At 65.6% G+C, this 22,500-nt stretch carries 11 protein-coding genes and 1 pseudogene; all 12 read right to left on the bottom strand.

Going from position 1 to position 22,500, the window contains the following annotated elements; translation table 11 throughout:
* Positions 1 to 32: 32 nt before the first annotated feature.
* Positions 33 to 2,453 carry a penicillin-binding protein 1C gene (pbpC, locus tag ABQY74_RS05915; protein WP_349794373.1) on the bottom strand — a complete coding sequence of 807 codons (2,421 nt, stop codon included), beginning with the start codon at positions 2,451 to 2,453 and terminating at the stop codon, positions 33 to 35.
* A 111-nt stretch (positions 2,454 to 2,564) separates the two neighbouring features.
* On the bottom strand, positions 2,565 to 3,341 hold the full coding sequence (locus ABQY74_RS05910; protein ID WP_349794371.1) for a type II CAAX prenyl endopeptidase Rce1 family protein: 777 nt from the start codon (positions 3,339 to 3,341) through the stop codon (positions 2,565 to 2,567).
* A gap of 131 nt (positions 3,342 to 3,472) precedes the next feature.
* Positions 3,473 to 4,420 carry a glycerophosphodiester phosphodiesterase family protein gene (locus ABQY74_RS05905; RefSeq protein WP_181141921.1) on the bottom strand — a complete coding sequence of 316 codons (948 nt, stop codon included), beginning with the start codon at positions 4,418 to 4,420 and terminating at the stop codon, positions 3,473 to 3,475.
* A gap of 156 nt (positions 4,421 to 4,576) precedes the next feature.
* Entirely contained in the window at positions 4,577 to 7,726 is a 3,150-nt protein-coding gene (locus ABQY74_RS05900; RefSeq protein WP_372470046.1) for a TonB-dependent receptor, read from the bottom strand.
* A gap of 214 nt (positions 7,727 to 7,940) precedes the next feature.
* Positions 7,941 to 8,408, bottom strand: a pseudogene (locus ABQY74_RS05895) (transposase).
* Positions 8,409 to 8,561: 153 nt separating this feature from the next.
* Positions 8,562 to 13,463, bottom strand: a complete 4,902-nt coding sequence (locus tag ABQY74_RS05890; RefSeq protein WP_349794367.1) for an alpha-2-macroglobulin — start codon at positions 13,461 to 13,463, stop codon at positions 8,562 to 8,564.
* An 866-nt stretch (positions 13,464 to 14,329) separates the two neighbouring features.
* Positions 14,330 to 15,307, bottom strand: a complete 978-nt coding sequence (locus ABQY74_RS05885; protein WP_349793636.1) for a nucleoside hydrolase — start codon at positions 15,305 to 15,307, stop codon at positions 14,330 to 14,332.
* Positions 15,308 to 15,413: 106 nt separating this feature from the next.
* The gene (locus tag ABQY74_RS05880; protein ID WP_349793498.1) at positions 15,414 to 17,630 is read right to left on the bottom strand and encodes a TonB-dependent receptor domain-containing protein; all 2,217 of its coding nucleotides are present in this window, start codon (positions 17,628 to 17,630) and stop codon (positions 15,414 to 15,416) included.
* A 189-nt stretch (positions 17,631 to 17,819) separates the two neighbouring features.
* Positions 17,820 to 19,019, bottom strand: coding sequence for a 2-methylaconitate cis-trans isomerase PrpF (prpF, locus tag ABQY74_RS05875; protein ID WP_349793500.1), 1,200 nt, complete (start codon positions 19,017 to 19,019; stop codon positions 17,820 to 17,822).
* Between the two features lie 93 nt (positions 19,020 to 19,112).
* Positions 19,113 to 19,406 carry a type II toxin-antitoxin system RelE/ParE family toxin gene (locus ABQY74_RS05870; RefSeq protein ID WP_202397434.1) on the bottom strand — a complete coding sequence of 98 codons (294 nt, stop codon included), beginning with the start codon at positions 19,404 to 19,406 and terminating at the stop codon, positions 19,113 to 19,115.
* 20 nt (positions 19,407 to 19,426) lie between these two features.
* Positions 19,427 to 19,669 carry a type II toxin-antitoxin system ParD family antitoxin gene (locus ABQY74_RS05865; RefSeq protein WP_016903135.1) on the bottom strand — a complete coding sequence of 81 codons (243 nt, stop codon included), beginning with the start codon at positions 19,667 to 19,669 and terminating at the stop codon, positions 19,427 to 19,429.
* Between the two features lie 91 nt (positions 19,670 to 19,760).
* Positions 19,761 to 22,352 (bottom strand): Fe/S-dependent 2-methylisocitrate dehydratase AcnD, encoded by a 2,592-nt coding sequence (acnD, locus tag ABQY74_RS05860; RefSeq protein ID WP_349793503.1) that lies wholly within the window; start codon positions 22,350 to 22,352, stop codon positions 19,761 to 19,763.
* Positions 22,353 to 22,500 lie beyond the last annotated feature (148 nt).

The raw sequence follows: 22,500 nt of genomic DNA, 5'->3' as shown, positions 1-22,500 counted from the left end.
GTGCACACTGGTCGGGCGCAGCACGTGCGCGGTTAGCGCAATACGCGAAAGTGCAGCTGCGTCCAGGCACCGTCGCTGGCCATTGCGGTGAGCGTATGCGTGCCAACCTCGGCAAATTCGCGCTGAAATCCCTGGCGCCCGTTGGTCTGTGCGATCCAGCGGCCATCCAGCAACCAGTCGATGCGCGCGTCACTGCCCAGGGCACGTAATTGCAGGCGCACCGGACGCGAGGTGGCGTTGGCACGCGCCAGCGTGGCGCGATCGCTCAACCCGTCGATACGCAGCACACCGCCACCGGTCATGCGCCCATCGGGCAGACAGTCCGCCGCAAGGGGCGGCAGTTGCGCAGCATCGCGCTCGGCGGCGCTGAGCCAGGGCGAGACCAATGCCGGCCAGCGCGCCACTGCATGCGGCACGCGTTCATGCGCCTGGCTGCACTCCTGCGACAGCCGCTGGCCGCTGCGCGCATCCACGTCGAAATGCAGCTGCCCGCTTTGCCATAGCCGTGCGTCGCGCTCGGCAAAGGTGGGCGGCACTGCGCCATCGAGCACGTAGGCGTCGGCACGGCGTGCGCATTGCGCCGGTGGCGTGCGATCGGCCACGCCGCCGAGCGGCCAGCAGATGTCCAGCGCCTGCACGGTAGCCGGCATCGGCACCGGCGCGCTATCGCCGGCGCTGCGCGGCAAGGCATCGATGACTTCGAACATCAGCGGCAGCGCGGTGACGGCGCCGTACTGGCCCGGCAGCGGCGTACCGTCCGGACGCCCCACCCACACCCCGACCGTGTAGCGACGCGTGCCGCCGATCGCCCAGGCATCGCGGTAGCCGTAGCTGGTGCCGGTCTTCCAGGCCACGCCCGGGCGCGTGGCGGTGTCGAAGGTGCCGCTGCCGTACCCGGGGCGCGGATTGCTTTGCAGGATCTCGCGCACGATCCAGGCCGCGCCCGGCGACATCAGCCGGCGCTCGATGCGCGGATCGTCCGGCGTATAGCGCACGCGCCCGGCGATGCCGCCGCGATTGAGCGCCGCAAATGCACCGACCAGCTCCTGCAATTGCGCGCCTGTGCCACCCAGGATCAACGCCAGATTGGGCACGCTGCCGTGCGCAAAGCGCAGCTCGATCCCGGCATTGGACAGCCGCGCAGCAAACCGCGCCGGGCCGATCCGGTCGAGCAGGTCCACTGCCGGCACGTTCAGCGACAACCGCAACGCCGTCGCCGCGCTCACCGGCCCATTGAAGGCCGCATCGAAATTGCCGGGCCGGTAACTGCCAAAACTCTGCGGCGCATCCACCAACAGGCTTTCGGAGTGGATCAACCCATCGTCCAACGCCATGCCGTACAGGAACGGCTTGAGCGTGGAACCGGGCGAGCGCCAGGCCTGCACCATGTCCACATGCCCCAGCCGCTTGCGATCGCCGAAGCTGGCCGAGCCCACATACGCGCGCGCTTCCATGGTGGTGTTGTCCACCACCAGCAATGCCGCGGAGGTACGCTCGGGCAGCTGCGAAAAGTATGTCGTGACGCGTTCTTCCAGGGTGCGCTGCAGCTCCACATCCAGCGTGGTCACGATGCGTGCCGCGCGCGGTTGCGCACTGTGCAACCGCTGCGCGAGCAGCGCCGCATGCAACGGCGGTTTGAGCGAGCGCGTCACCACCGGTTCGATCCGCGCATCGTCCACCTGCGCGCGCGACCACACGCCCAGCTCCACCATGCGATCGAGCACCTTGTCGCGCGCGCGTTGCGCGGCCTCTGGATGGCGATCCGGGCGCAGGCGGCTGGGCGATTGCGGCAACACCGCCAGCAACGCAGCCTCGGCCTGCGACAAGGCCTTGGCCGGCTTGCCCAGGTACGCCCAGCTGGCCGCTTCCACGCCTTCGATGGTGCCGCCATAGGGCGCGCGCTCCAGATACAGCGTCAGAATCTCGCGCTTGCTCAGGTGCGCTTCCAGCTGCAGCGCGCGCAGCAGCTGCTTGGCCTTGCCCCACGGCGTGCGCGTATGCGGATCCAGGATGCGCGCCACCTGCATGGTCAGCGTCGAACCGCCGGAGACGATGTGCCCCTGCCCGATCCACTGCCCGCCGGCACGCAACAGGCCCCACGGGTTGACTCCGGGATGGCGCCAGAACCAGCGGTCCTCGTAATTGAGCAGCGCCTGCAGATACAGCGGCGACACACTCTGCGGGCTGGCCGGATAACGCCACACCCCGTTGCGGTCGGCGAACGCGCGCAGCGGCGTGCCATCGCGTGCCACCACCAGCGTGGAGGTGTCCCGTGATTTGGGTAGTGGCAGTGGGAAGGCCAGGTCCAGCAGCAACATCGCAGACAACAGTGCCACGGCGCTCCAGCGTAGCCCCGTCAACCAGCGCCGGCCACGCCGAGCAACACCCTCCTTGCCAGCGACGCGTTCCTGCGTCTGGTCGATCCTTGCCTGCGCGTGCTGCTGCTCATCCATCCTGCCAAGGATGCAGGGCAAAACGCATTTCGGCCACCATCGCGCGCGGCAAGCTGCGGCGTTGAGCGATCAACGTGACTGCACGCTCCTGCTTGCGCGACGACAGGTGCGCTAGCCCACCACGTCCGCGTGCGGCGAGCGACGCGGCCTTACGAACAGCCGCAGCAGCCCCATCGCCAGGAATACCGCAGACAGGCGCAACGCAATGCCGAGCCAGCCGCTGGCCGCCGAATCGGAGACCGCAAAGACCGTCCAGGCCGCGTTGAGCGAGACATGCAACACCCAGCCGCTCCAGATCGTGTAGCCATCCTGCGCGTCCACGATGGCAAACAGCAGCGCACCGATACCGGTAATGGCGAAGATCAACAACGCCTCGCCACCTCCACCGCCGGCCCCGAGCCAATGCACACCGCCAAACACAACCGCCTGCACCAGCGCGGCGATTGCCGGACGCCAGGCCAGCGCACGGCAGGCAAAGACGAAGCCGAAACCGCGAAACACGATTTCTTCCGCTAGCGGAAACAGCAGTGCCAACCAGAGCAGGCCAAGCAGATCGTCGGTGCCGACCGAGCTGGACTGCGTCCACAGCCCCAGCCAACACGGCAGTGTGGCCAGCAACGTCAGCGCCGGGCCGCGTAAGCCGTTCCAACGCAACCCCAGACGCGCCGCGAGCTCGGCTGGCATGCCAGGACGCAGCAACGCCGCTGCGACGAGCACGACCACTACGCTGAGCAGATTGTCGAGAATCCCACCGCCGTAAGGCACCGGAATTTTCGGGATTGGAAAACCAAGGGCCTTGGCCACATCACGCACCTGCAGCGCGACCAGCAGCACCAACAACCAGACGACATGCGGCGTGAGTCGGCGCAGGGATGTATCAAGCGGCATGCAGACGTCCTTGCGTGCAAACGAACGCTGACTATAACGGCAACACCACCGACGCAGTTCTACGGATCACATTGCGCGGCGACATCCGCTCCCGTCGCAGGCCAGCTGCATGCGGTGATGCAACGCGACACTCACCGCTTCTCCAGCGACGCGCGATAGCGCAGCAAGGCTTCCGGCGCGTCGGTCTGGATGATGGAAATGCCATCGCGGTGCATGCGGCCCCAGACCTTGTCCGGATCGCGCTCGGCATCGGCGTCGCCGCCGTAGCCGGCGATGAAGCCTTCCCACAGCGAGTTGACCATCAGCCGCACGTTATGTGCCTTGCTCACTGCAACCAACGCCGGCAATTGCGCTGCTGTCATCTTGGGCAGCTCGATTGCGACCGGATGCGCGTTGCGTGTCTGCGCAGTGGCGATCGCGGCCAGGTCGGCAGTGCCATGGGCGTTGATCAGGATCGGGAAGAAATACACCTTGTCGAACGGCAGCATCGCCGCCAGGGGCGGCGTGGCGATGCCGGCTTCGGCCTTGACGATCACCTGGTGCTGCATGCCGGCACGGGCAACCGCATCGACCACCTGCACGTAGATCGCATCCTTGACGTCCAGGTTGAGCAGGATGTGGCCCTTGGACCTGGCCAGCATCTGCTCGAGCGTGACCACGCGTTGATCGGTCAGCGGTGCCTGCGCGCCACCTTCGTCGCTGCGCAGCCGCAATTTTTGCAGGTCGGCCAAGGTCAGCTCGGACAGCTTGCCGGTGCCGTCGGTGGTGCGGTCCACGGTGGCGTCGTGCAGCATCACCAGTGTGCCATCGGCGGCGCGCCGCACATCGGTCTCCATCACGTCGGCACCGATAGCGATGCAGCGATCCAGCGCGGCCAGCGAGTTCTCCGGTGCGCTGTCCTTGAAACCATGATCAGGCGCCGGCGCGTGGCAACCGCGATGGGCCACCACCACGATGCCGCCGTCAGGATTGGTCAGCCGGGCCTGGATTGCGGCCACGCCGGTGGGCGCCGCGCTCGCATGGGTGGCCAGTGCCGCGCACAGCATGGCCGCGGCGGTGGCGGCAGTACGTAAGGTCATCGAACAACTCCGCTTGAAGGGATTAACAGAACTATTGCGTGTCGGTCAGGTGAGCGCGGTCGGCACATGGCCTGGCATCTGCCACGTGCACATCTTGATTTCCACGCACCGCGCGCACTTGCCTGGGCTCGGCTCGTCATGCCAGCTTCGCCGCGCCTAGAACGTCGGCGTAAAGCGCAAGCCGAACCAATAAGTCGTGGGTACCGAATAACTGTCCTTGAGCAGGTTCTGCCCGGGGCCGGTCACGCTGGTGATGCGGCTGTGGGTGAGGTTGCTGACCTGGCCGATCAGGCTGAGCTGTTTGCTGATCGCATAGGTCGCGGTGAAATCCAGCTGCGAACGCGGCGACCAATACAGGTCCTGCCAGTCGATATTGCTGACGATGGCACGCAAGGCCTTGCCCTGGCGATTGTAGGCCGCGCGCAGCTCCAGCCCGCCGCTGTTGTAGAACAGCGTGGCGTTGGCGGTGTAATCGGGCTGGCCGACCAAGTTGTCGAGCTTGCGCTCGCGCTGAGCCACGTTGCTGCCGCTGCCAACGCTGTAGGGCACATCCAGGCTGCCATCGAGCACCGCAATATTTGCGCTGAAACCGACCCCACTCAGCCACGGCGCGATCGGCGCCAGGGTGTTGACGATGCCGTTGAACTCCACCCCGCGGATACGCGCCTTGGCGGCATTGGCCGGCGTGCTGATTAGCGCGTTGGCGTAGGTGGTGCCGTCGAACGTGAAGCTGTCGGTGCGCGAAAGCGTAAAGATCTCGTCCTGGATGCGCTTGTCGAACACGGCCGTGGACGCGAACGCGTCGAAATCGCCAGGCAGGCGCCATTCCAGCGACAGATCCAGGTTATTGGACACGCGCGGCTTGATGTCCGGGTTGCCGATGGTGACGGTGACGCCTTGCGCATTCGGGTTGCCGGCATCGGCCGTGTTGACGAAGCCGATCGAGGTGCGCGCCGCATACGCATCGTATGGCGGGCGGCCGAGCGTACGGCTTGCGCCGGCGCGCAGGTCCAATGCATCGGTCAGGTGGTAGGTCATGATGGCCGAGGGCAGCAGATAGTGGTAATCGGCACTGGTCGGGTTATCGACATACACATAGCGGTTGGTCGCGGCATCCAGCTGCCGCTGGCGGCCGACCGTATCGAGCCTGGTGCTGTCGAAATGCAGGCCGCCCTGCACATTGAAACGCTCGCTGCGATAGCTGACCAGGCCATAGCTGCCGAAGGTCTTTTCGGTATGGGTGAAGTTGTCCTGATTGCTGAAGGCCTGCTGGTCGGTGCTGTTGAACGCGCTCAGTGGCGTTGCAGCCAATGCGCGATTGGCCTTGTCAGGATCGATGGTGATCAGGTTCAGGCCGGCGTAGCGCATCGGCGCCCGGCCGGTGCCCGCCACATCGGCCAGGCCGAATGCCGGCGCACTGGTATTGGGCTGATATTCGACGCGATAGATGTCGTACGACGGTTTGTCGGTGGTGTACGACACGCCTGCGGCAAAGCCGATGCCCTGATCGCTCTCGCCCTGGTTGAAACCGTAATCGAGCCGGCCGGTGAGGATGCGATCGGCCGCGGTGCGTTTGTAGTCCGGGCGCCAGTACGACAGGCTGTAATTGCCCAGATCGTTGTAGGCCTGCGGCGACACCCCGAAGCGCTGATCGAAGCCGGAGGTGTCGTAGTTGAATGCGTAGTTGGGCGTGGCGTTGATGGTCACACCGCTGCCGGTCTGGCCCACCGGTACCGGTGCGGCGCGGGTGATGCCGGTGGCATATTTGATCATGCGGATCGGCTCGTCGTAGGTCGCATCCGACCACGCGCCGCGCGCGGAGAACTGTTGCCGATCGGTGGGCCGCCAGATCGTGCCCAGCTGCGCGACCTTGGTGCGCGTGGTCACGATCTGGTTCGAGTACCCCACCTCGATGTCGCCGCCGGGATAGCTGCCGGAGCTGGCGGTCTGATTGAACACCTGGCCACGGTTGCGCGGGTCGATGAGGACCTCGTTGCGCTCCATGTTGTCCTTGAAATAGTAGTAACCGGCCGTTGCATAGGCTTCGAGCGCGGCACCGGGATGCACTTCGAACTTGCCGGTGACGCCATAGCGATCGCGCTGGTTCTGCACGTACCAGTACTTGTCCTGCTGCGGCACCGCCCAGCCATTGCCGAGATTGGCGCCGGTCTGCAGCACGCCGTTGTTGTCGTAGAACCCGTAATGCACCGTGTCGGTGGTCATATGGGTTTCGGTATAGCTGCTCAGCGTCTGGTAGTTGGCCGACAGGGTGACCCCGTACTGCTGCTCGCTGCCGAAGGTGCGGCTGCCGGTGGCGTTCAAGCGATAGCCGGGGTCGTCCTGATCGCGCGGCTTGCCGACATCGTTGGCATGGCCCAGCGCGGCTTCGGCACTGAAAAAAGGCTTGCCGCCGTTTTCGAAGGCGCTGCGCGTCTTGAGGTTGATGGCCCCGCCCGTTGCGTTGGGGTCCAGGTCGGGCGTGAAGGTCTTGACCACCTGCAGTTCGCTGACCATCGACGCCGGCAGTAGGTCCAGACGCACGCCGCGGGTGATCGAGCCGAGCGTGCCGTTCGGCGTGCCGGGCGAGGCAATGGTCAGCCCATCGATGGTGACGTTGTTGTAGGACGGGCCCAGGCCGCGCAGTACCGGTGTAGCGGCCTCGTCGCGCGGATGCTCGTTGTCGGTGGCCGGCAATACCGACAGGCCGGGCACGCGGCGCAGCGCTTCGACGATGGTGCTGTCGGGCAAGGCGCGCACATCGGTGGCGCTGATCACATCGGTGATATTGGTCGCCGCGCGCTTGCTTTCCACCGCAGCGGCATTGGCACGCCGCACGCCGGTGACCTGCATGGCATCGAGGGTCTGCACGCCGGTTTTGGTGATGGGTGGTACGTTGCTAGTGGATGCCTCGCCTTGTGCGGATGCGGGCAACGTGGGCGATGCAGGCGACGTGGACGATGCAGGGGATGCAGGGGATGCAGGGGATGCAGGGGATGCAGGGTCTATGGAATCAGCGGATGCATCTGCTGGCAATGGAGAACGTTGCCTTGCAGTCGCAACTTCGGCCTCGGGCATGGATGCCTCGTCATTATTAGCTGTAGGTGCAGCTGTAGGTGCAGCTGTAGTTGTAGCTGCGCTCGCTGATGCGCCCGCGGTCGCGGTCATGGCCGCAGCAGACGTTTGAGCGGAGGCATCGGCTGCAATAGCCGCCCACTCGTGGGCGCATGCCTGCGGAGCTGGCGAACACGCCGCTATGGCAACGGCGAGAACGGACAAGTGCAAACGGTACGAATCGGAGCGCTGCATGGAATCCCGAGATCGCGCAGCAGAAACGCCGCGCCTGTGAGAAAGCACGCCACCGTAGCCAGCAAAAATGACCCTTGCGTGTCGCTGGCATCGCATCGAAAAGACAGTGCGCAGCGATGTCGTCGTAAGCGAAGCAGCGGTTGTGCTGGCGTAGGAGCGCGCTTGCGCGCGATGGGGCTTTCCAGGTGATGCCCGATCGCGCGCAAGCGCGCTCCTACGGCAGCCAGATTGCATCCCAGAATGGATAGTCGCCGACCCGCTCGACCAGTCCGGCGCGTAGCGGGTGGGCGATGAAGATAACGAGCCACGGTTCGCAGATCGTCGTCCTTGCACAGGCCGCGGTCGTGGTAGGCCCGCGCCCAGACCACGTCGGGCGTCCTGCGTTGCTGGTTGATTGCACGCGTGCTTGCTGCCTTCATGCAGGACACGGTCCGCGCGAGCGGAGTGACATCGCCTAACTGCACCAGCCAGTGGACATGGTCAGGCATCAGCACCCAGGCAAGTAACGTGGCATCTTCTGGCAGCGCGGCGATGAACGCGCGGCACGCTGACGCGGCCAGCTGAAAATCGTCGAACACACGTCGCCGCTGGCAGGTTGTAACGGTGAGGAGATAGCAGCAACTGCCAGCGAGCGCCGGCCACGACGAAGCACGCGATGTCCTGCGGAAATAGGGCTGATCATCGATGCATGCTGGTCCAGCCACGCAAACGCTTGCATCGGAGTCGGACACTCGCTTCGGTGAGAAAAACCCCGAACGTAGGAGCGCGCTTGCGCGCGATGGGGGCGTTAACGAGAAAGCCCCATCGCGCGCGAGCGCGCTCCTACCTTGTTGTCCTACGGCTGCACCACCGTCATCGTCGCTGGCGTGCTGCGCCCCACACCGCGCAGCTCGGGGCGGTACATGTCTTCCACCAACGATGGCGGCACCGTATACGTGCCCGGGGTGACTGCGCGCACCAAGTAATACAGCTGCGCCTTGCTGCCCGAGGACAGCGCCAGCGCGGCCACATAGCGGTCGTCGCGGAACTCTTCGTGCTTGACGTCGGCGGCGCTGGAACGCTCGCTGATGCCGATGCCGTCCACCACCACATCGGCCCACTGCTTGGCATCGCCGAGATTGAAGTTCTCGATCTCCAGGCCGGCCGGCAACAGGTCGGTCAGCAGCGCGTCCGGCATGTCGCTGTTGGCGGTGATGGTGACGCGCACGATCAGCGCTTCGCCTTCCTTCAATGCACGCGGCGTCCACGGTTTGCCATCCGTGGTGTACCAGCTGCGCTCCACGCTGAGATTGCGCGTGTCCGGCTCCGGTGCGCTGCGCGGGATGCCGGCCACTTCCAGGCTGGCGTACATCGGTGCCTCGCCCTGCGGTGCGAACTGCACGCCGCGCGCCAGGGCGGCGCTGTCGAAACTGCGCCCGAACAGGCGTGCCGGCGCAATCTCCTGCGTCTCGCCGCCAACAGTCAAGGTGCCTGACACCTGCTTGCCCTGCCCGACCATCAAGGCCTTGCCCAAGCGCGCCAGCGCCACCTGCTCCTGCGTGCTCAGCCACAGCCAGCCGGTGGCGCGGCGCGCATCCAGCGCGCGGCCCAATGCCACTGCGCGGGTGTCGTACTCGGGCTTGGACAAGCCACGCTCGTGCAGCAGCGCCATCATCAAGGCATCGTCGCGGATCGCGCTGCCGTAATCGGCGAAGTACGGCGGGCGCTCGCTGCTGTCCTTGGCAAAACCCGCCTTGATCGCCGCCTGCCCACGCTTGGTGTCGCCCTGCAGCGACAATGCCGCGCCCAGATGCACCAGCGACAAGCCGGTCAGCGCCTTGTCGCGCTGGTTGTCGTAGAGCGCGCGCAGCGTGCCCAGCGGGGCCCGGTTGACGCGTGCCAGCACGTAGCCGGACCAGGCCTGGTTGGCGAACTTCAGGCTATCGCGGCGGTCCTGCCCGTAGAACTCGTTGCCACCGGACAGCAGATCCTCGCTGAGCCGATTGAGCGCCTTCTGCAGCACGTTGTCGGGCACCGCAAAGCCGGCGTCCTTGGCGTCGAGCAGGAACTCGGCGATATACGGGGTCAGGCCCGGATTGACGTAACCGTCGTCGCCCCACATCGAGAAATGCCCGCTGGCGATCTGCATCGAGGCCAGGCGACCGAATGCGCCTTCCATGCGCTCGCGGCGCTTGGCTGCCTCCAGCCCCTTGGTGCCCAGCGCCCTGGCGGTGGCATCGTCGAGCAAGAGTGCGGCGTAGCCCTTGCTGGTGGTCTGCTCGGCGCAGCCATACGGATAGTCCAACGCCCCCTGCAGGGCGCTGGCGAAGGGAATCGGCGGCAGCGGGCTGACCACCATGCGCGCGGTCACCGAGCCGGCCATCAGGCCATCGGCAAAGCCGCTGTCCAGGGTGATCGGCGCCAGCGGATCGAGCACGCGCGTCTGCGCACGCAACACCTGCGGCCAGCCGGCACGCACCGGCAGGTCGTAGCTGCGGTCGGCCTTGAAGCCGTTGCCGTCCACACGCACGCGCACCTTGGCCACGCTATAGCCCTCGGTGGCGCTCAGCGGGAAGCTCAGCGTCTGCTTGGCGTCCACACCGAGCTTGACGCTGCGCGCCGCCTCGGCGATGGCCAGCGGGCCGATCCCGTCCACGCGCACATTGAACTCGCCCGGCTTGCCGGTGAAGTTCTGCACATCCAGCGTCACCGTGCTGCGGTCGCCCGGCGCCATCACGCGCGGCATGCTGGCCTCGGCCAGGATCGGGGCGCGCACCACGGTTTCCACCGCGTGGTTGCCGAACCGCGTATCCGAATACACCAACGCCGACACCCGCAGCGTGCCGTTGAAATCCGGCACCGGCAGTTGCACGCGCGCATTGCCCTTGGCATCGAGCTTCACCGAGCCGGAAAACAGGTCCACGGTCTGCACGCGCGCGGTCGGGCGCTTGGCCTGCGGCAAGGCTTCCAGCGCCATGTCGCCGCCGAACTTGAGCTTGCCGCTGGCGCCTTCGAAGCTCTCGATCACGCGGCCATAGATGTCGTAGGCATCGGTGCCCAGACGACGCTGCGCGAAGAACTGCGCGTTGGCATCAGGCACCGGGAAGCGGGTGATGTTGAGGATGCCCACGTCCACCGCCGAGATGGTCACGTGCGCCGCCTTGCCGGCCAGCTCCGGCACGCTCACCGTCACCGGCAACGCCTGCTCGGGGCGCATCTGCTTGGGCGCAGCCAGGCCCACTGCCACGCGTCGCGCCCTGCGGTCCATCGGCACATACGCCACGCCCACCGCACGCGCCGGGGTGATCTTGCTCGGCGCACTGCCGCCGCGGAACACCAACGCGGTGACGTAGACATCGTGGCGTTCCCACGCGTCGGTCACCGGAATTTCGAAGCTGCTGCCCGGCTTGACGTCGATGTCCTGCACGTACAGCAGCTTGTCGCTTTCCACCAGCAGCACGCCCTTGCCGGCATGCGGCGGGGTCAGCGTGACGGTGAGCGTGTCGCCGGCGCGATAGGCGGTCTTGTCCAAGGCCAGCTTGACCTTGTCCGGGCGCGCGTCCAGGCCGCGGTTTTCGTCGTTCCAGCTCCAGCCGGCGCGGAACGGGTAGCGCGTGGTCAGCCCGGTGGACGGGTCGAACACGTCCAGGCGGTACTCGCCCCACTCCACCGGGACCTCGAGCTTGGCATTGCCGCCGGCGATGTCGAGCGTGCGCGTGTCCTTGTTCTCGAAGCGGCGGGTGAAGTCGTAATCCCAATGGTCGTCGGTGTAGTTCCAGTGGTAGTCGCGCAGCTCGCGCACCAGCGTGGCCTTCAGGCCCTTGGCCGGTTGCGGCTTGCCATCGGCATCCACGCGGGTGATTTCGAAGCGCGCGGTGCCGTTGGCGTCGGTGCCGTCCTTGTCGTCGAACAGGGGGCGCACGCCGACCAGCGCCTTGGCCGGCCACAGCACGCGCTTGACGCTGCGGGTGACGGTGCGCCCGCCGGTCTCGTACACGCTGCCCGAGACCACCGCCGCAATCGTGCTGACCGGCTTGGCTTCGGCAGGCAGCACGATGTCTTCGTGCAATACGCCATCGCTGCCGAACTCGGTGTCGATCACGTCCTTGGCGTCGCGTGGCAGCTCCAGCGTGGGGTCGCCGAAGAACCAGCCCGGCAACGACTCAAGCGGATGCTGCTCGACGCTGACCGCAAGCTTGGCGGTGAAGCGGTTGCCGTCGGCCGGCGCGCCATACAGGTACGCGGCATTGGCGACCAGCGTGAACGGCTGGCCGGCGCTCAGGGTCTTCTGCGTGCTGTCCAGATCCAGCTTCATGCGCTCGGGCAGGAACTCTTCCACGCGCACGGTCATGCCCTGCACGGCATCCTTGCTGGCCGGATCGGTGCGGAATTCCACCTGCCAGCGGCCGGTCGGCGCATCGGCCGGAATCTGCTGGCTGAATTCGAAATAGCCCTGCTCGCCCGGCTGCAGCTTGGTCTCGCGGAAGGTCTTGCCGTCCGGCTGCTTGAGGCGCAGGAATACCGGCTGCGGCTTGGTCGGCTTGCCGTCGTTGTCGCGCAGGATCGCCGACACGCGCATGGTCTCGCCGGGGCGATACAGGTCGCGGCCGGCCCAGGCGAACACGTCGAACCAGGCGCTCTCGCGCCCGGCCACTGCGAATTCGCTCAGATCCAGCGCCGGCTGGTTGAACGGCAGCACCGAGATATCGGTCTTGCTGCGCGCCACCAGCACGTGGCCGGCATCGAGCGTGTAGTTGAGCAGCGCATTGCCGTTGCCGTCGGTGGCACCCTTGAGGAACAGCTCGCCCTTGGCATCGAGGACGCGCACTTCCACGTTCTTGATCGGCTCGCCGCTTTGCAGCGAGGCGGTGTGCACGAACAGCCTGTCCTTGTAGGCGCGCGTGTGCAGGCCGATGTCGCTGACGGTGAAGAACGCGGTGTCGAAGCCATTGTCGAAACTGCCGGCACGCTTCATCACCGCAAAGTACAGGCCCGGCTCCTGCAGTTCTTTGATGTCCTGCGTGGGCAGGTAGGTCAGCACGCGCTCGTTCTGCTTGCCGCCGAGAATGAAACGATTGACGTAGACCGGGTCGGCCAGCTTGGACAACGGCTGCTTGTCGTTATATTCGCTCTCCAGCTCCCAGCTGCCGCGACGACCGCCGCGCTGGAACTGCTGGAAGAACGCCGGCAGCGACTTCTCGCGCACGCGCAGGAACTCCACGTCCACTTCCGGTACGTTGACCGACACCACCGGCAGACCGCGGCTCTCGCGTGCCGGCAGCACGCTGCCTTGCGAAGCGAACCCGGCCACCGGCTTGAGCGCGCCGGTGTAGACCTTCTGCTTGATCGGCTTGCCCAGGCGGCTGCCATCGGCGGCCAGCAGGTTGGCGTCGACCAGGACGGTGTAGTCCTTGGCCGCTTCCACGTACGGGTAGCGCAGCGTCTTGCCGTCGTCGGACAGGGTCCAGCTGCTGTCGCCGGTGCCGACCTTTTCCTCGAAACGCACCAGCGCATCGAAGTCCTGCGTGCCCACCAACGGCCGCGAGAATTCCAGCGCCAGCGACAGGCCGTCGCTGGTCTGGTCGGGATAGGCGCGCGCCAGCGCAAAACCGGTAATCGCCTGCTTGTCGGCCTTGATCGCCTCGCCGCTGGCGACAGGCAGCTGGCCGCTTTCGTTGCGCTTGCACGCCACCGCGCCGATCGCCACGCTCAACAAGACCACCCACAGCAACATGCGCCGCGTACCCGACCACTTCATCCCTGATTCCCGGCTATCCATTCGCACTACCCCATGACTGAGGACGCAAGTATAGCGATGCCGTTCACGTCACCGATGGCGGCATGAGACGACGCAAGGACTTGCCGATGGGCGGCGATGATGCGCCACCGGGCCAGCGCTGCGACGGGACCGCCGCGCCCGACCGGTGGGTGAGCGCAGTAGTGTTGCTAGCCGCCTTTTTTAGATGCAGTCAGAAGCCTGGTGGGTCGAGTGCGCGGCGCACTCACCGCTCGCGGGACACGCCGTGAATCCGTCCGTGGAGGCTCGGTGGCGGCATCCATGCCGCCACACGGTCCCGCAATCGGCGAGGACACCGCACCAGACAGTTGCCAGTTGTCTTGTTGAAAACCAGACGCACCCGACCCTCTCGACTGGTCCTTGCCCGCCCGCCGTCGCGGGACCTTACGCGGCATGGATGCCGCGTAAGAGCCTACAGGGAAGTACTTGCGGTGTGTCCCGCGATGGTGGGCGGGCAAGGACCCTGCAGCCAAGTTGCAGCACTATCGCCCAGCAACTGACATGTCCATTTCATCCAACCAACCCACAACGATGTCGGGTCGCGGCGTCGTTTGGCTACGGTCAAAAAGCCGATTCATTCGAACGCACGGTGTCCTCGCCAGAAAGATTGTTGGCCGCTTTGTCGATAACGGACACACCCGACCCTCTCGACTGGTCCTTGCCCGCCCACCGTCGCGGGACCTTACGCGGCATGGATGCCGCGTAAGAGCCTACAAGGACGTACTTGCGGCGTGTCCCGCGATGGTGGGCGGGCAAGGGCCCTGCAGCCAAGTGACAGCTCAGCGGCCCTGCAATAGACGGACATGAAGTCGTTTTGCTCGCCACTCCTAGCGCAACTGCAGCACCGTGCGCATGTACAGGTCGATCAAAGCCGGCTTGTCCGCACGCAGGCAGGCCTGCACGTTCGGTGTGCCTGCGCCTTCGCGGGTGTAGCCCTGCGCATCGACGTCCAGATGCAGCGGCGTGGTCGGGCACAGGTCGGGGCGCAGCAACCAGGCCACCGGCACTACGTCGAACAGGGTCGGCGTGGCGCTGGCCCAGGGCTGGTCGGTATTGCGCCACTGGTAATACAGCTGGGTGAGCGCATCGGTGAGCCCATCGCCATGTGCAAACAAGGCGATGCGCTCGGGTTCTTCCAGCGTGATCTGGGTGGCGTCCAAGGGCAGCAACACGATCGGCACGCCGGCCGCGAACACCCGCTGCGCCGCCGGCACATCGGCCAGGATGTTGTACTCCGGCGCCGGCGCGCTGGCCGGCCGATAGGCCGACTTGCCGTAGCCAACGCGTACCGAACCGCCCATCGCCACGATGCGCTTGAGCCTGGCAAAGCCGGCCGGGTCGCGCTGCTGCGCCACTGCGGCGTCGGTCATCGGCCCCAATACCAGCAAGGTCACCTTGCCAGGGTGCAGGCGCGCCTGCTGCAGGATCATCGCCGCCGCATCCGGCAGCTTGCCGGGCAACTGTCCCCTGGCGGCCCAGCGCGCCTGGCTGAAGGGGATCGCGCTGGTGGTGCGTGCGCCCACCGCCAACGGAATCTCGCTGCGCCCGGCCTGCTGCAACAGGCGCTGCAGCAACTGCGCACGCAAGCCGGTGTCGCCCCAGGACGATGCGATGCCCAGCACATGCAGCTGCGGGCTACGCAACAGCAGCCCGAGCGCAAACGCATCGTCGATGTCGTCGCCGATATCGGTGGAGACCACCAGCAACTCGGAGGACGTCGACGTGGGCGTGGGCGCCGGCTGCGCCGCACTGGCGGCAGGCGTCTGCGCCCATGCCACTGCCGACGCACACCACAGCCCCAGCATCCACCACATGTTTCGCCATCTCCGCTGCATGCATCCACTCCTGCGACCATAAAAAAACCGCCGGCATGTTGGCCGGCGGTTCAATAGTGCTACACCACGACGCCGATCAGAAGTTGGCGCGGAACTGCGCACCGACAATGCGCGGGTCGTTGATGAAGCCGGTGAGGTTGTTGAAGTCAATCGCACCGGTCACGCGGATCTGATTGGTGCAGTTGCGGCAGAACACCGACAGCTCGTACGCGCCCGCGCCCCAGTTGTAGCCGATCTTGGCGCCGCCCTCGACCAGCGGCTGGCCGGTGAACTCCTTGGAGTCGTACAGGAAGAAGTTCACTTCGCTGCGGTAGGACCAGTCGGTGTAGAAGAACAGCTCGCCGTCGTTGCCCATCGGGATGCCGTAACGCAGGGTGGCGTTGGCCATCCACTTGGCAGCCTGCGGCAGGTCGTTGCCGTCGATGATGGCGTTGCCGGCCGCATTGAGCGGGTCGGTCACGGTGCAGGTGCGACACACGCCCACCGACAGGGTCGGGTCGTCGATGCGGGTCCAGTTGTAGGCGCCGCCGGCGGTGACGCGCAGGTTCTGGGTGAGCAGCGCTTCGAAGTCGAACTCGGCGCCGCGCGCCTTGGTCTTGTCGGCGTTGAGCAGGCGCACGTCGTTGGAGACGCCGCCCACTGCGGTGAGCTGCTGGTTCTTGACGCGGAAATCGTAGATGTCAAAGCTCAGACGCGCGCGGTTGTCGAACAGGTCGGACTTGATGCCGATCTCGAACGAATCCACCGTCTCCGGCTCGGCCACGGTCAGCGGCGCGGTGCCCGAAGGCACGCCGAAGCTGGCGCCGCGGAAACCGCGTGCGGCACGGGCGTACACGTTGACGTCGTCGTTGATGGCGAAGGTGGCCGCCAGATCGCCGGTGACCTTGGAGTTGTCGGTCTCGCCGCTGGACGGCTCGACCAGCGTGACGCGGTCCAGCGCCAGCACGTCGAAGGTCTTCTTGTCGTAGGTGTAGCGAATGCCAGCGCGCAGGTTCAGGCGATCGGTGGCCGCGTAGTTCAACGAGCCGAATGCCGCCCACGAGGTATTGCGCTGGCGGGTCAGCTGGTAGCTGGCCAGGTCGCCGCCGCTGAAGGTGTTGTAGGTGTAGTTTTCGCCTTCCACATCGTCGTGGAAGTAGTACAGGCCGGCCTGCCAGTTGAGCGGGCCTTCGTATTGCGATTCGGCACGCAGTTCCTGGCTGTACTGGTCCAGGCTCTTGATGCCGCCGGCGGTTTCCACCGGGAACGGAATCACGCCCGGGCCGGACGGCGGTGCGAACACCGCGCCGAAGCCGCCGTCGATATCGCCGCGGCTGTAGTACTTGCCGATGCCCTCGTAGGCGGTGATCGAGTGCAGCGCGATGTCGCCCAGGTCCCAGGTCAGATTGGCGCTGCCGCCGTAGGTCTGCAGTTCCTGGTTGTTGGCGCCGTCGATGAAGGACTTCTCTTCGTCGAAGCCGTCCACCAGCTGGTTGGTGCCGGGCTGGATGATGTTGGCGCGGAACAGCCGCGCGGTGCCGTCAAGGTGACGCGCATGCGCGTTGAACAAGGCGCTGAAATCGTCGCTGGCCTGGTACAGCAGCTGCAGGCGCACGGCCGAATCGGTATAGCCTTCCAGATCGCGGCCATCGCGGTTTTCCACCCAGTCGTCGCGGCGCTGGCCCAGCGTGGACAGACGCGCCGCCCAATGGTCGCCCATCGCGATGCTCAGGCCGCTTTCCAGCGTCATGGTGCCGTAGGTGCCGTAGGACAGGCTGGCGTAGCCGTCATTGGCGCCGATGGTCGGCTTGACCGAGTTGAACTTGACCACGCCGGCCGGCGTATTGCGGCCGAACAGCGTGCCCTGCGGGCCGCGCAGCACTTCCAGGCCTTCCAGATCGAAGATCGGGAAGCCCTTCAAAAACGCGTTTTCCTGCACCACGTCGTCATAGATCAACGACACCGGCTGCGAGGCGTAGGTGTTGAAGTCGGTATTGCCGTAGCCGCGGATGTACACGCGCGGGAACACACGGCCGTTGGACGATTCGATGTTGAGGCTAGGCGCCTTGCCAGCCAGCACGCGGATATCCGAGCCGCTGGTGGAGATGGCATCCAGAAATTCCGGACGCAGCACCGATGCCGAGACCGGCACGTCCTTGGAATCTTCCGAACGACGCTCGACCGTGACCTTGACCGCGTCCAGACGCACGACACCGTCGTCGCTGGGCGTCTGCTGGGCAGCGGCATAGAACGGGAGAAAGGAAGCGACGGCAACGGCAAGCGCGCTGATCTTGAGCGACCGGCTGGCGGACATGGGAAAGACTCCGGATTCTGGTGGCGGAACGGCCTGATCTGCATGCCGCGTTGCAACAGAATTAACACGATTTACACAAATTTGGCAGAGCGCGTGCGAAAAAGATTTCGAAATTCGAAAAGGCGTTCGAATTAATGCAACACGCGCATGCAATTTGTGCGTTGGGGCCTGCCCGGTCTCAGCGGGCGATCAGCCGCCACCGGCGGCATCGACCGGCACCCGCACCCAGCCTTCCATCAGCACCCGCGCACTGCGGCTCATCAGTGCCTTGGTCACCTGCCACTGGCCGTCCACCAGTTGCGCCTCGGCGCCGACACGCAGGGTTCCGGAAGGATGTCCGAAGCGCACCGCAGAACGCGCCGCGCCGCCCGCTGCCAGATTGACCAGGGTGCCGGGCACCGCGGCCGCGGTGCCGATCGCCACCGCGGCGGTGCCCATCATGGCGTGATGCAACTTGCCCATCGACATCGCCCGCACCAGCAGATCGAGCTCGGCGGCATGCACCGGCTTGCCGCTGGAGGCGGTGTAATCGGCCGGCGGCGCCACGAACGCCACCTTCGGCGTGTGCTGCCGCGTCGCTGCGTCTTCCACCTTCGCAATCAAGCCCATCCGCACCGCGCCGTGCGCACGCAGGGTCTCGAACATCGTCAATGCACGCGGGTCGCCATTGATCGCTTCCTGCAGCTCGGTACCGGTATAGCCCAGGTCGCGCGCGTTGACGAAGATGGTCGGAATGCCGGCATTGATCAGCGTCGCGGCGATCGTGCCCAGGCCGGGAATCTCCAGCTGATCGATCAGCTGGCCGGTGGGGAACATCGCACCGCCCTCGCCTTCGGCATCGTCGGCTGGATCAAGAAATTCCAGCTGCACTTCGGCTGCAGGAAAGGTCACCCCATCCAGTTCGAAGTCGCCGGTTTCCTGCACCTGGCCACCGGTCATCGGCACATGCGCCACGATGGTCTTGCCGATATTGGCCTGCCAGATCCGCACCGTCGCCACGCCATCGCGCGGCACCCGCGCGGCATCGACCAGGCCATTGGCGATCGCAAACGGCCCCACCGCCGCCGACAGGTTGCCGCAGTTGCCGCTCCAGTCCACGAACGCGCTGTCGATGGACACCTGCCCGAACAGATAGTCCACATCATGCCCGGCGCGCGTACTGGCCGACACGATCACGCTTTTGCTGGTGCTGGAGGTCGCCCCGCCCATGCCATCGATCTGCTTGCCATATGGATCGGGGCTGCCGATCACCCGCAGCAAGAATGCATCGCGCGCAGGTCCGGGCTGCTGCGCGGCAGCGGGCAGATCCTGCAGGCGAAAGAACACGCCCTTGCTGGTGCCGCCACGCATGTAGGTGGCCGGGATGCGGAGTTGGGGGAGATGGGTCATGGGCTTGGTCTATCTCGGTTGATCGTGATCACAGCGAAGACGCACTGACTGCGGCGCTACCGGAAAGGTGAGGCAAAACTTGCGTTGAACCGCTCAAGCGTCACCGCTCATCCACGCAGGAATGTCGCGCTGCATCTGCAGCACACGCCAGATGACGATGTCCGTGTCGCGTTCGATGTAGAAAATCAAATAGGGAAATCCCTTGAGTGGCCACACCCGCAGGTCCTGCAGCTTCAACAGCACCGCATGTCGGCTGGAACCGACACCCGGGTGCTGCATCAGCATCTTGACCGCCGACTCCAGCGCGTCGGCAAACGCCAGTTCCAGCGCGAGTCCGGCTTGTTCGCCATACCACGCAGCGGCTTCGTCGACGTCGCGCAGCGCCAACGGGCGCCAGCGCGCCGGCTTCACTTGCTGGCAGCGCGTGCCTGCGCGCGCTCACGCATCTTGTCGAAGAAATCAGGCTCCGTTGCCACGGCCGGCCCGGAGTTGACCCCATCCAGCAGCAACCCACGCAGCTGTTCCACATCGCGTTGCTTGCGGATCAGTTCGCGCAGGTACTCGCTGCTGGAACCGTAGGCATGCTCCTGGACTTGCTGATCGACGAACTGCTTGAGCTCGTCGGGCAAAGAGATATTCATCGTGGCCATGCGACCTCCTTATGGCAAAGATTGCCAAAGTGTGCGCGCCTGCACGGGTGGGTGCAAGCGGGCGACCTGGCGTCTTCGGGCGTCGAAGCCATCAAGCTGCCGAGGCCTCAAGAAAATCCTGCGCAAACCGTTGCAGCACGCCGCCCGCTTCGTAGATGGACACTTCCTCGGCGGTATCCAGGCGACAGGTGACCGGCACCTGCACCTGCTCGCCGTTGCGCCGATGGATCGAAAGCGTCAGCGTGGCGCCCGGCGTGCGCTCGCCGACCACATCGAAGGTTTCGCTGCCATCGATGCCCAGCGTCTTGCGGTCGGTGCCCGGCTTGAACTCCAGCGGCAATACGCCCATGCCGATCAGGTTGGTGCGGTGGATCCGCTCGAAGCCTTCGGCCACGATTACCTCCACGCCGGCCAGACGCACGCCCTTGGCGGCCCAGTCGCGCGAGGAACCCTGGCCGTAATCGGCACCGGCAATGATGATCAGCGGCTGCTTGCGCATCATGTAGGTTTCGATCGCCTCCCACATGCGCAGCACCTGCCCTTCCGGTTCCAGCCGCGCCAGCGAACCGGCGGTGACCTGCCCATCGACCACCGCCATTTCGTTGACCAGCTTGGGGTTGGCGAAAGTGGCGCGCTGCGCGGTGAGGTGATCGCCGCGATGGGTGGCGTAGGAATTGAAGTCTTCCTCCGGCACGCCCATCTGCGCCAGGTATTCGCCTGCCGCGCTGCCAGCCAGGATCGCATTGGACGGCGACAGATGGTCGGTGGTGATGTTGTCGCCCAGCACCGCCAACGGGCGCAGGCCCTGCAAACTGCGTGCACCGGCAAGCGCGCCTTCCCAGTACGGCGGGCGCCGGATGTAGGTGCTGGCCGGCCGCCAGTCGTACAACGGGCTCACCTGGATGCCCTGCCCCACGCTGCGCTTGAACATCGGGTCGTAGACGCTGCGGAAGTGCTCCGGCTTGACGCTGCGCGCCACCACCGCATCGATCTCCGCATCGCTCGGCCATAGATCCTTGAGCGTCACTGCAACGCCATCGGCATCGATGCCCAGCACATCTTTTTCGATATCGAAGCGCACCGTGCCGGCGATGGCATAGGCAATCACCAACGGCGGCGATGCCAGAAACGCCTGCTTCGCATACGGATGGATGCGCCCGTCGAAATTGCGGTTACCCGACAACACCGCGGTGGCATACAGATCGCGGTCGATGATCTCCTGCTGGATCGCAGGGTCCAGCGCGCCGCTCATGCCATTACAGGTGGTGCAGGCAAACGCGACGATGCCGAAACCCAGTTGTTCCAGCTCGCCCAGCAACCCGGCCTCTTCCAGGTACAACTGCACCGCCTTGGAGCCCGGCGCCAGCGAACTTTTCACCCAGGGTTTGCGCGTCAATCCGCGTGCATTCGCATTGCGCGCCAGCAAGCCCGCAGCAATGACATTGCGCGGGTTGGAGGTATTGGTGCACGAGGTGATTGCCGCGATGATCACCGCGCCATCTGGCATCTGGCCCGGCACGGCATCCCAGACGCCGGCAATGCCGCGCTCGGCCAGCTCGCTGGTGGCCACGCGCTTGTGCGGATTGGACGGCCCGGCCATGTTGCGCACCACGCTCGACAGATCGAACTGCAGCACACGCTCGTATTGCGCAGTGACCAAATCCTCCGCCCACAGGCCGGTGTAGCGCGCGTAGGTCTCCACCAAAGCGATCTGTGCGTCCTCGCGCCCGGTCAGGCGCAGGTAATCCAGCGTCTGCTGATCGATATAGAACATTGCCGCAGTGGCGCCGAATTCCGGCGTCATGTTGGAGATGGTCGCGCGATCGCCGATGGTCAGTGCGCTGGCGCCGGCCCCGTAGAACTCCAGATAGGCACCGACCACACGTTGCTGGCGCAGGAACTCGGTCAAGGCCAGCACGATGTCGGTGGCGGTGATGCCGGGCGCCGGCCGGCCCAGCAGTTCCACACCGATGATGTCGGGCAGGCGCATCCACGACGCGCGCCCCAGCATCACGTTTTCCGCTTCCAGCCCGCCCACGCCCACTGCGATCACACCCAGCGCATCCACATGCGGGGTGTGGCTGTCGGTGCCTACGCAGGTATCCGGGAACGCCACGCCATCGAGCGTGTAGATCACCGGCGACATCTTCTCCAGATTGATCTGATGCATGATCCCGTTGCCCGGCGGAATCACTTCCATGTTTTCGAATGCGCGCTTGGTCCATTCGATGAAGTGGAAGCGGTCGGCGTTGCGGCGATCTTCCACGCTGCGATTCTTGGCGAAGGCCTGCTTGTCGAAACCGGCGTATTCCACCGCCAGCGAGTGATCGACGATCAACTGCACCGGCACCACCGGGTTGACCTGCGCCGGGTCGCCACCCTGCTCGGCGATCGCATCGCGCAGCCCGGCCAGGTCGACCAGCGCGGTCTGCCCCAGGATGTCGTGACAGACCACACGCGCCGGAAACCACGGAAAATCCAGGTCGCGCCTGCGCTCGATCAGCTGGCGCAGGTAGGCCTCCAGCATCTGCGGTTCGGCGCGCCGCACCAGATTCTCCGCATGCACACGTGCGGTGTACGGCAGCGTTGCATAGGCGCCGGGTTGCAGCGCATCCACGGCGGCGCGCGCATCGAAATAGTCCAACGAGGTGCCCGGCAAGGGCTTGCGGTACTGGCTGTTCATGGCTGGCGATATCGAAGCGGGCGGGGGGTATTTCGGGATTCGGGAATCGGGAATCTGATTCAGGATTTCAGGCGTGTGGGGGACTGCCATCTCTCGTTGCGGTTGCCATCGTCTGATCGCCTTCGTTGGATGAAGGCGATCGTGGTGG

Source organism: Xanthomonas sp. WHRI 7064, from assembly GCF_040202355.2.
GTDB classification, from domain to species: Bacteria; Pseudomonadota; Gammaproteobacteria; order Xanthomonadales; family Xanthomonadaceae; genus Xanthomonas; species Xanthomonas arboricola.
This window is presented reverse-complemented; position numbering and strand designations above follow the sequence as displayed.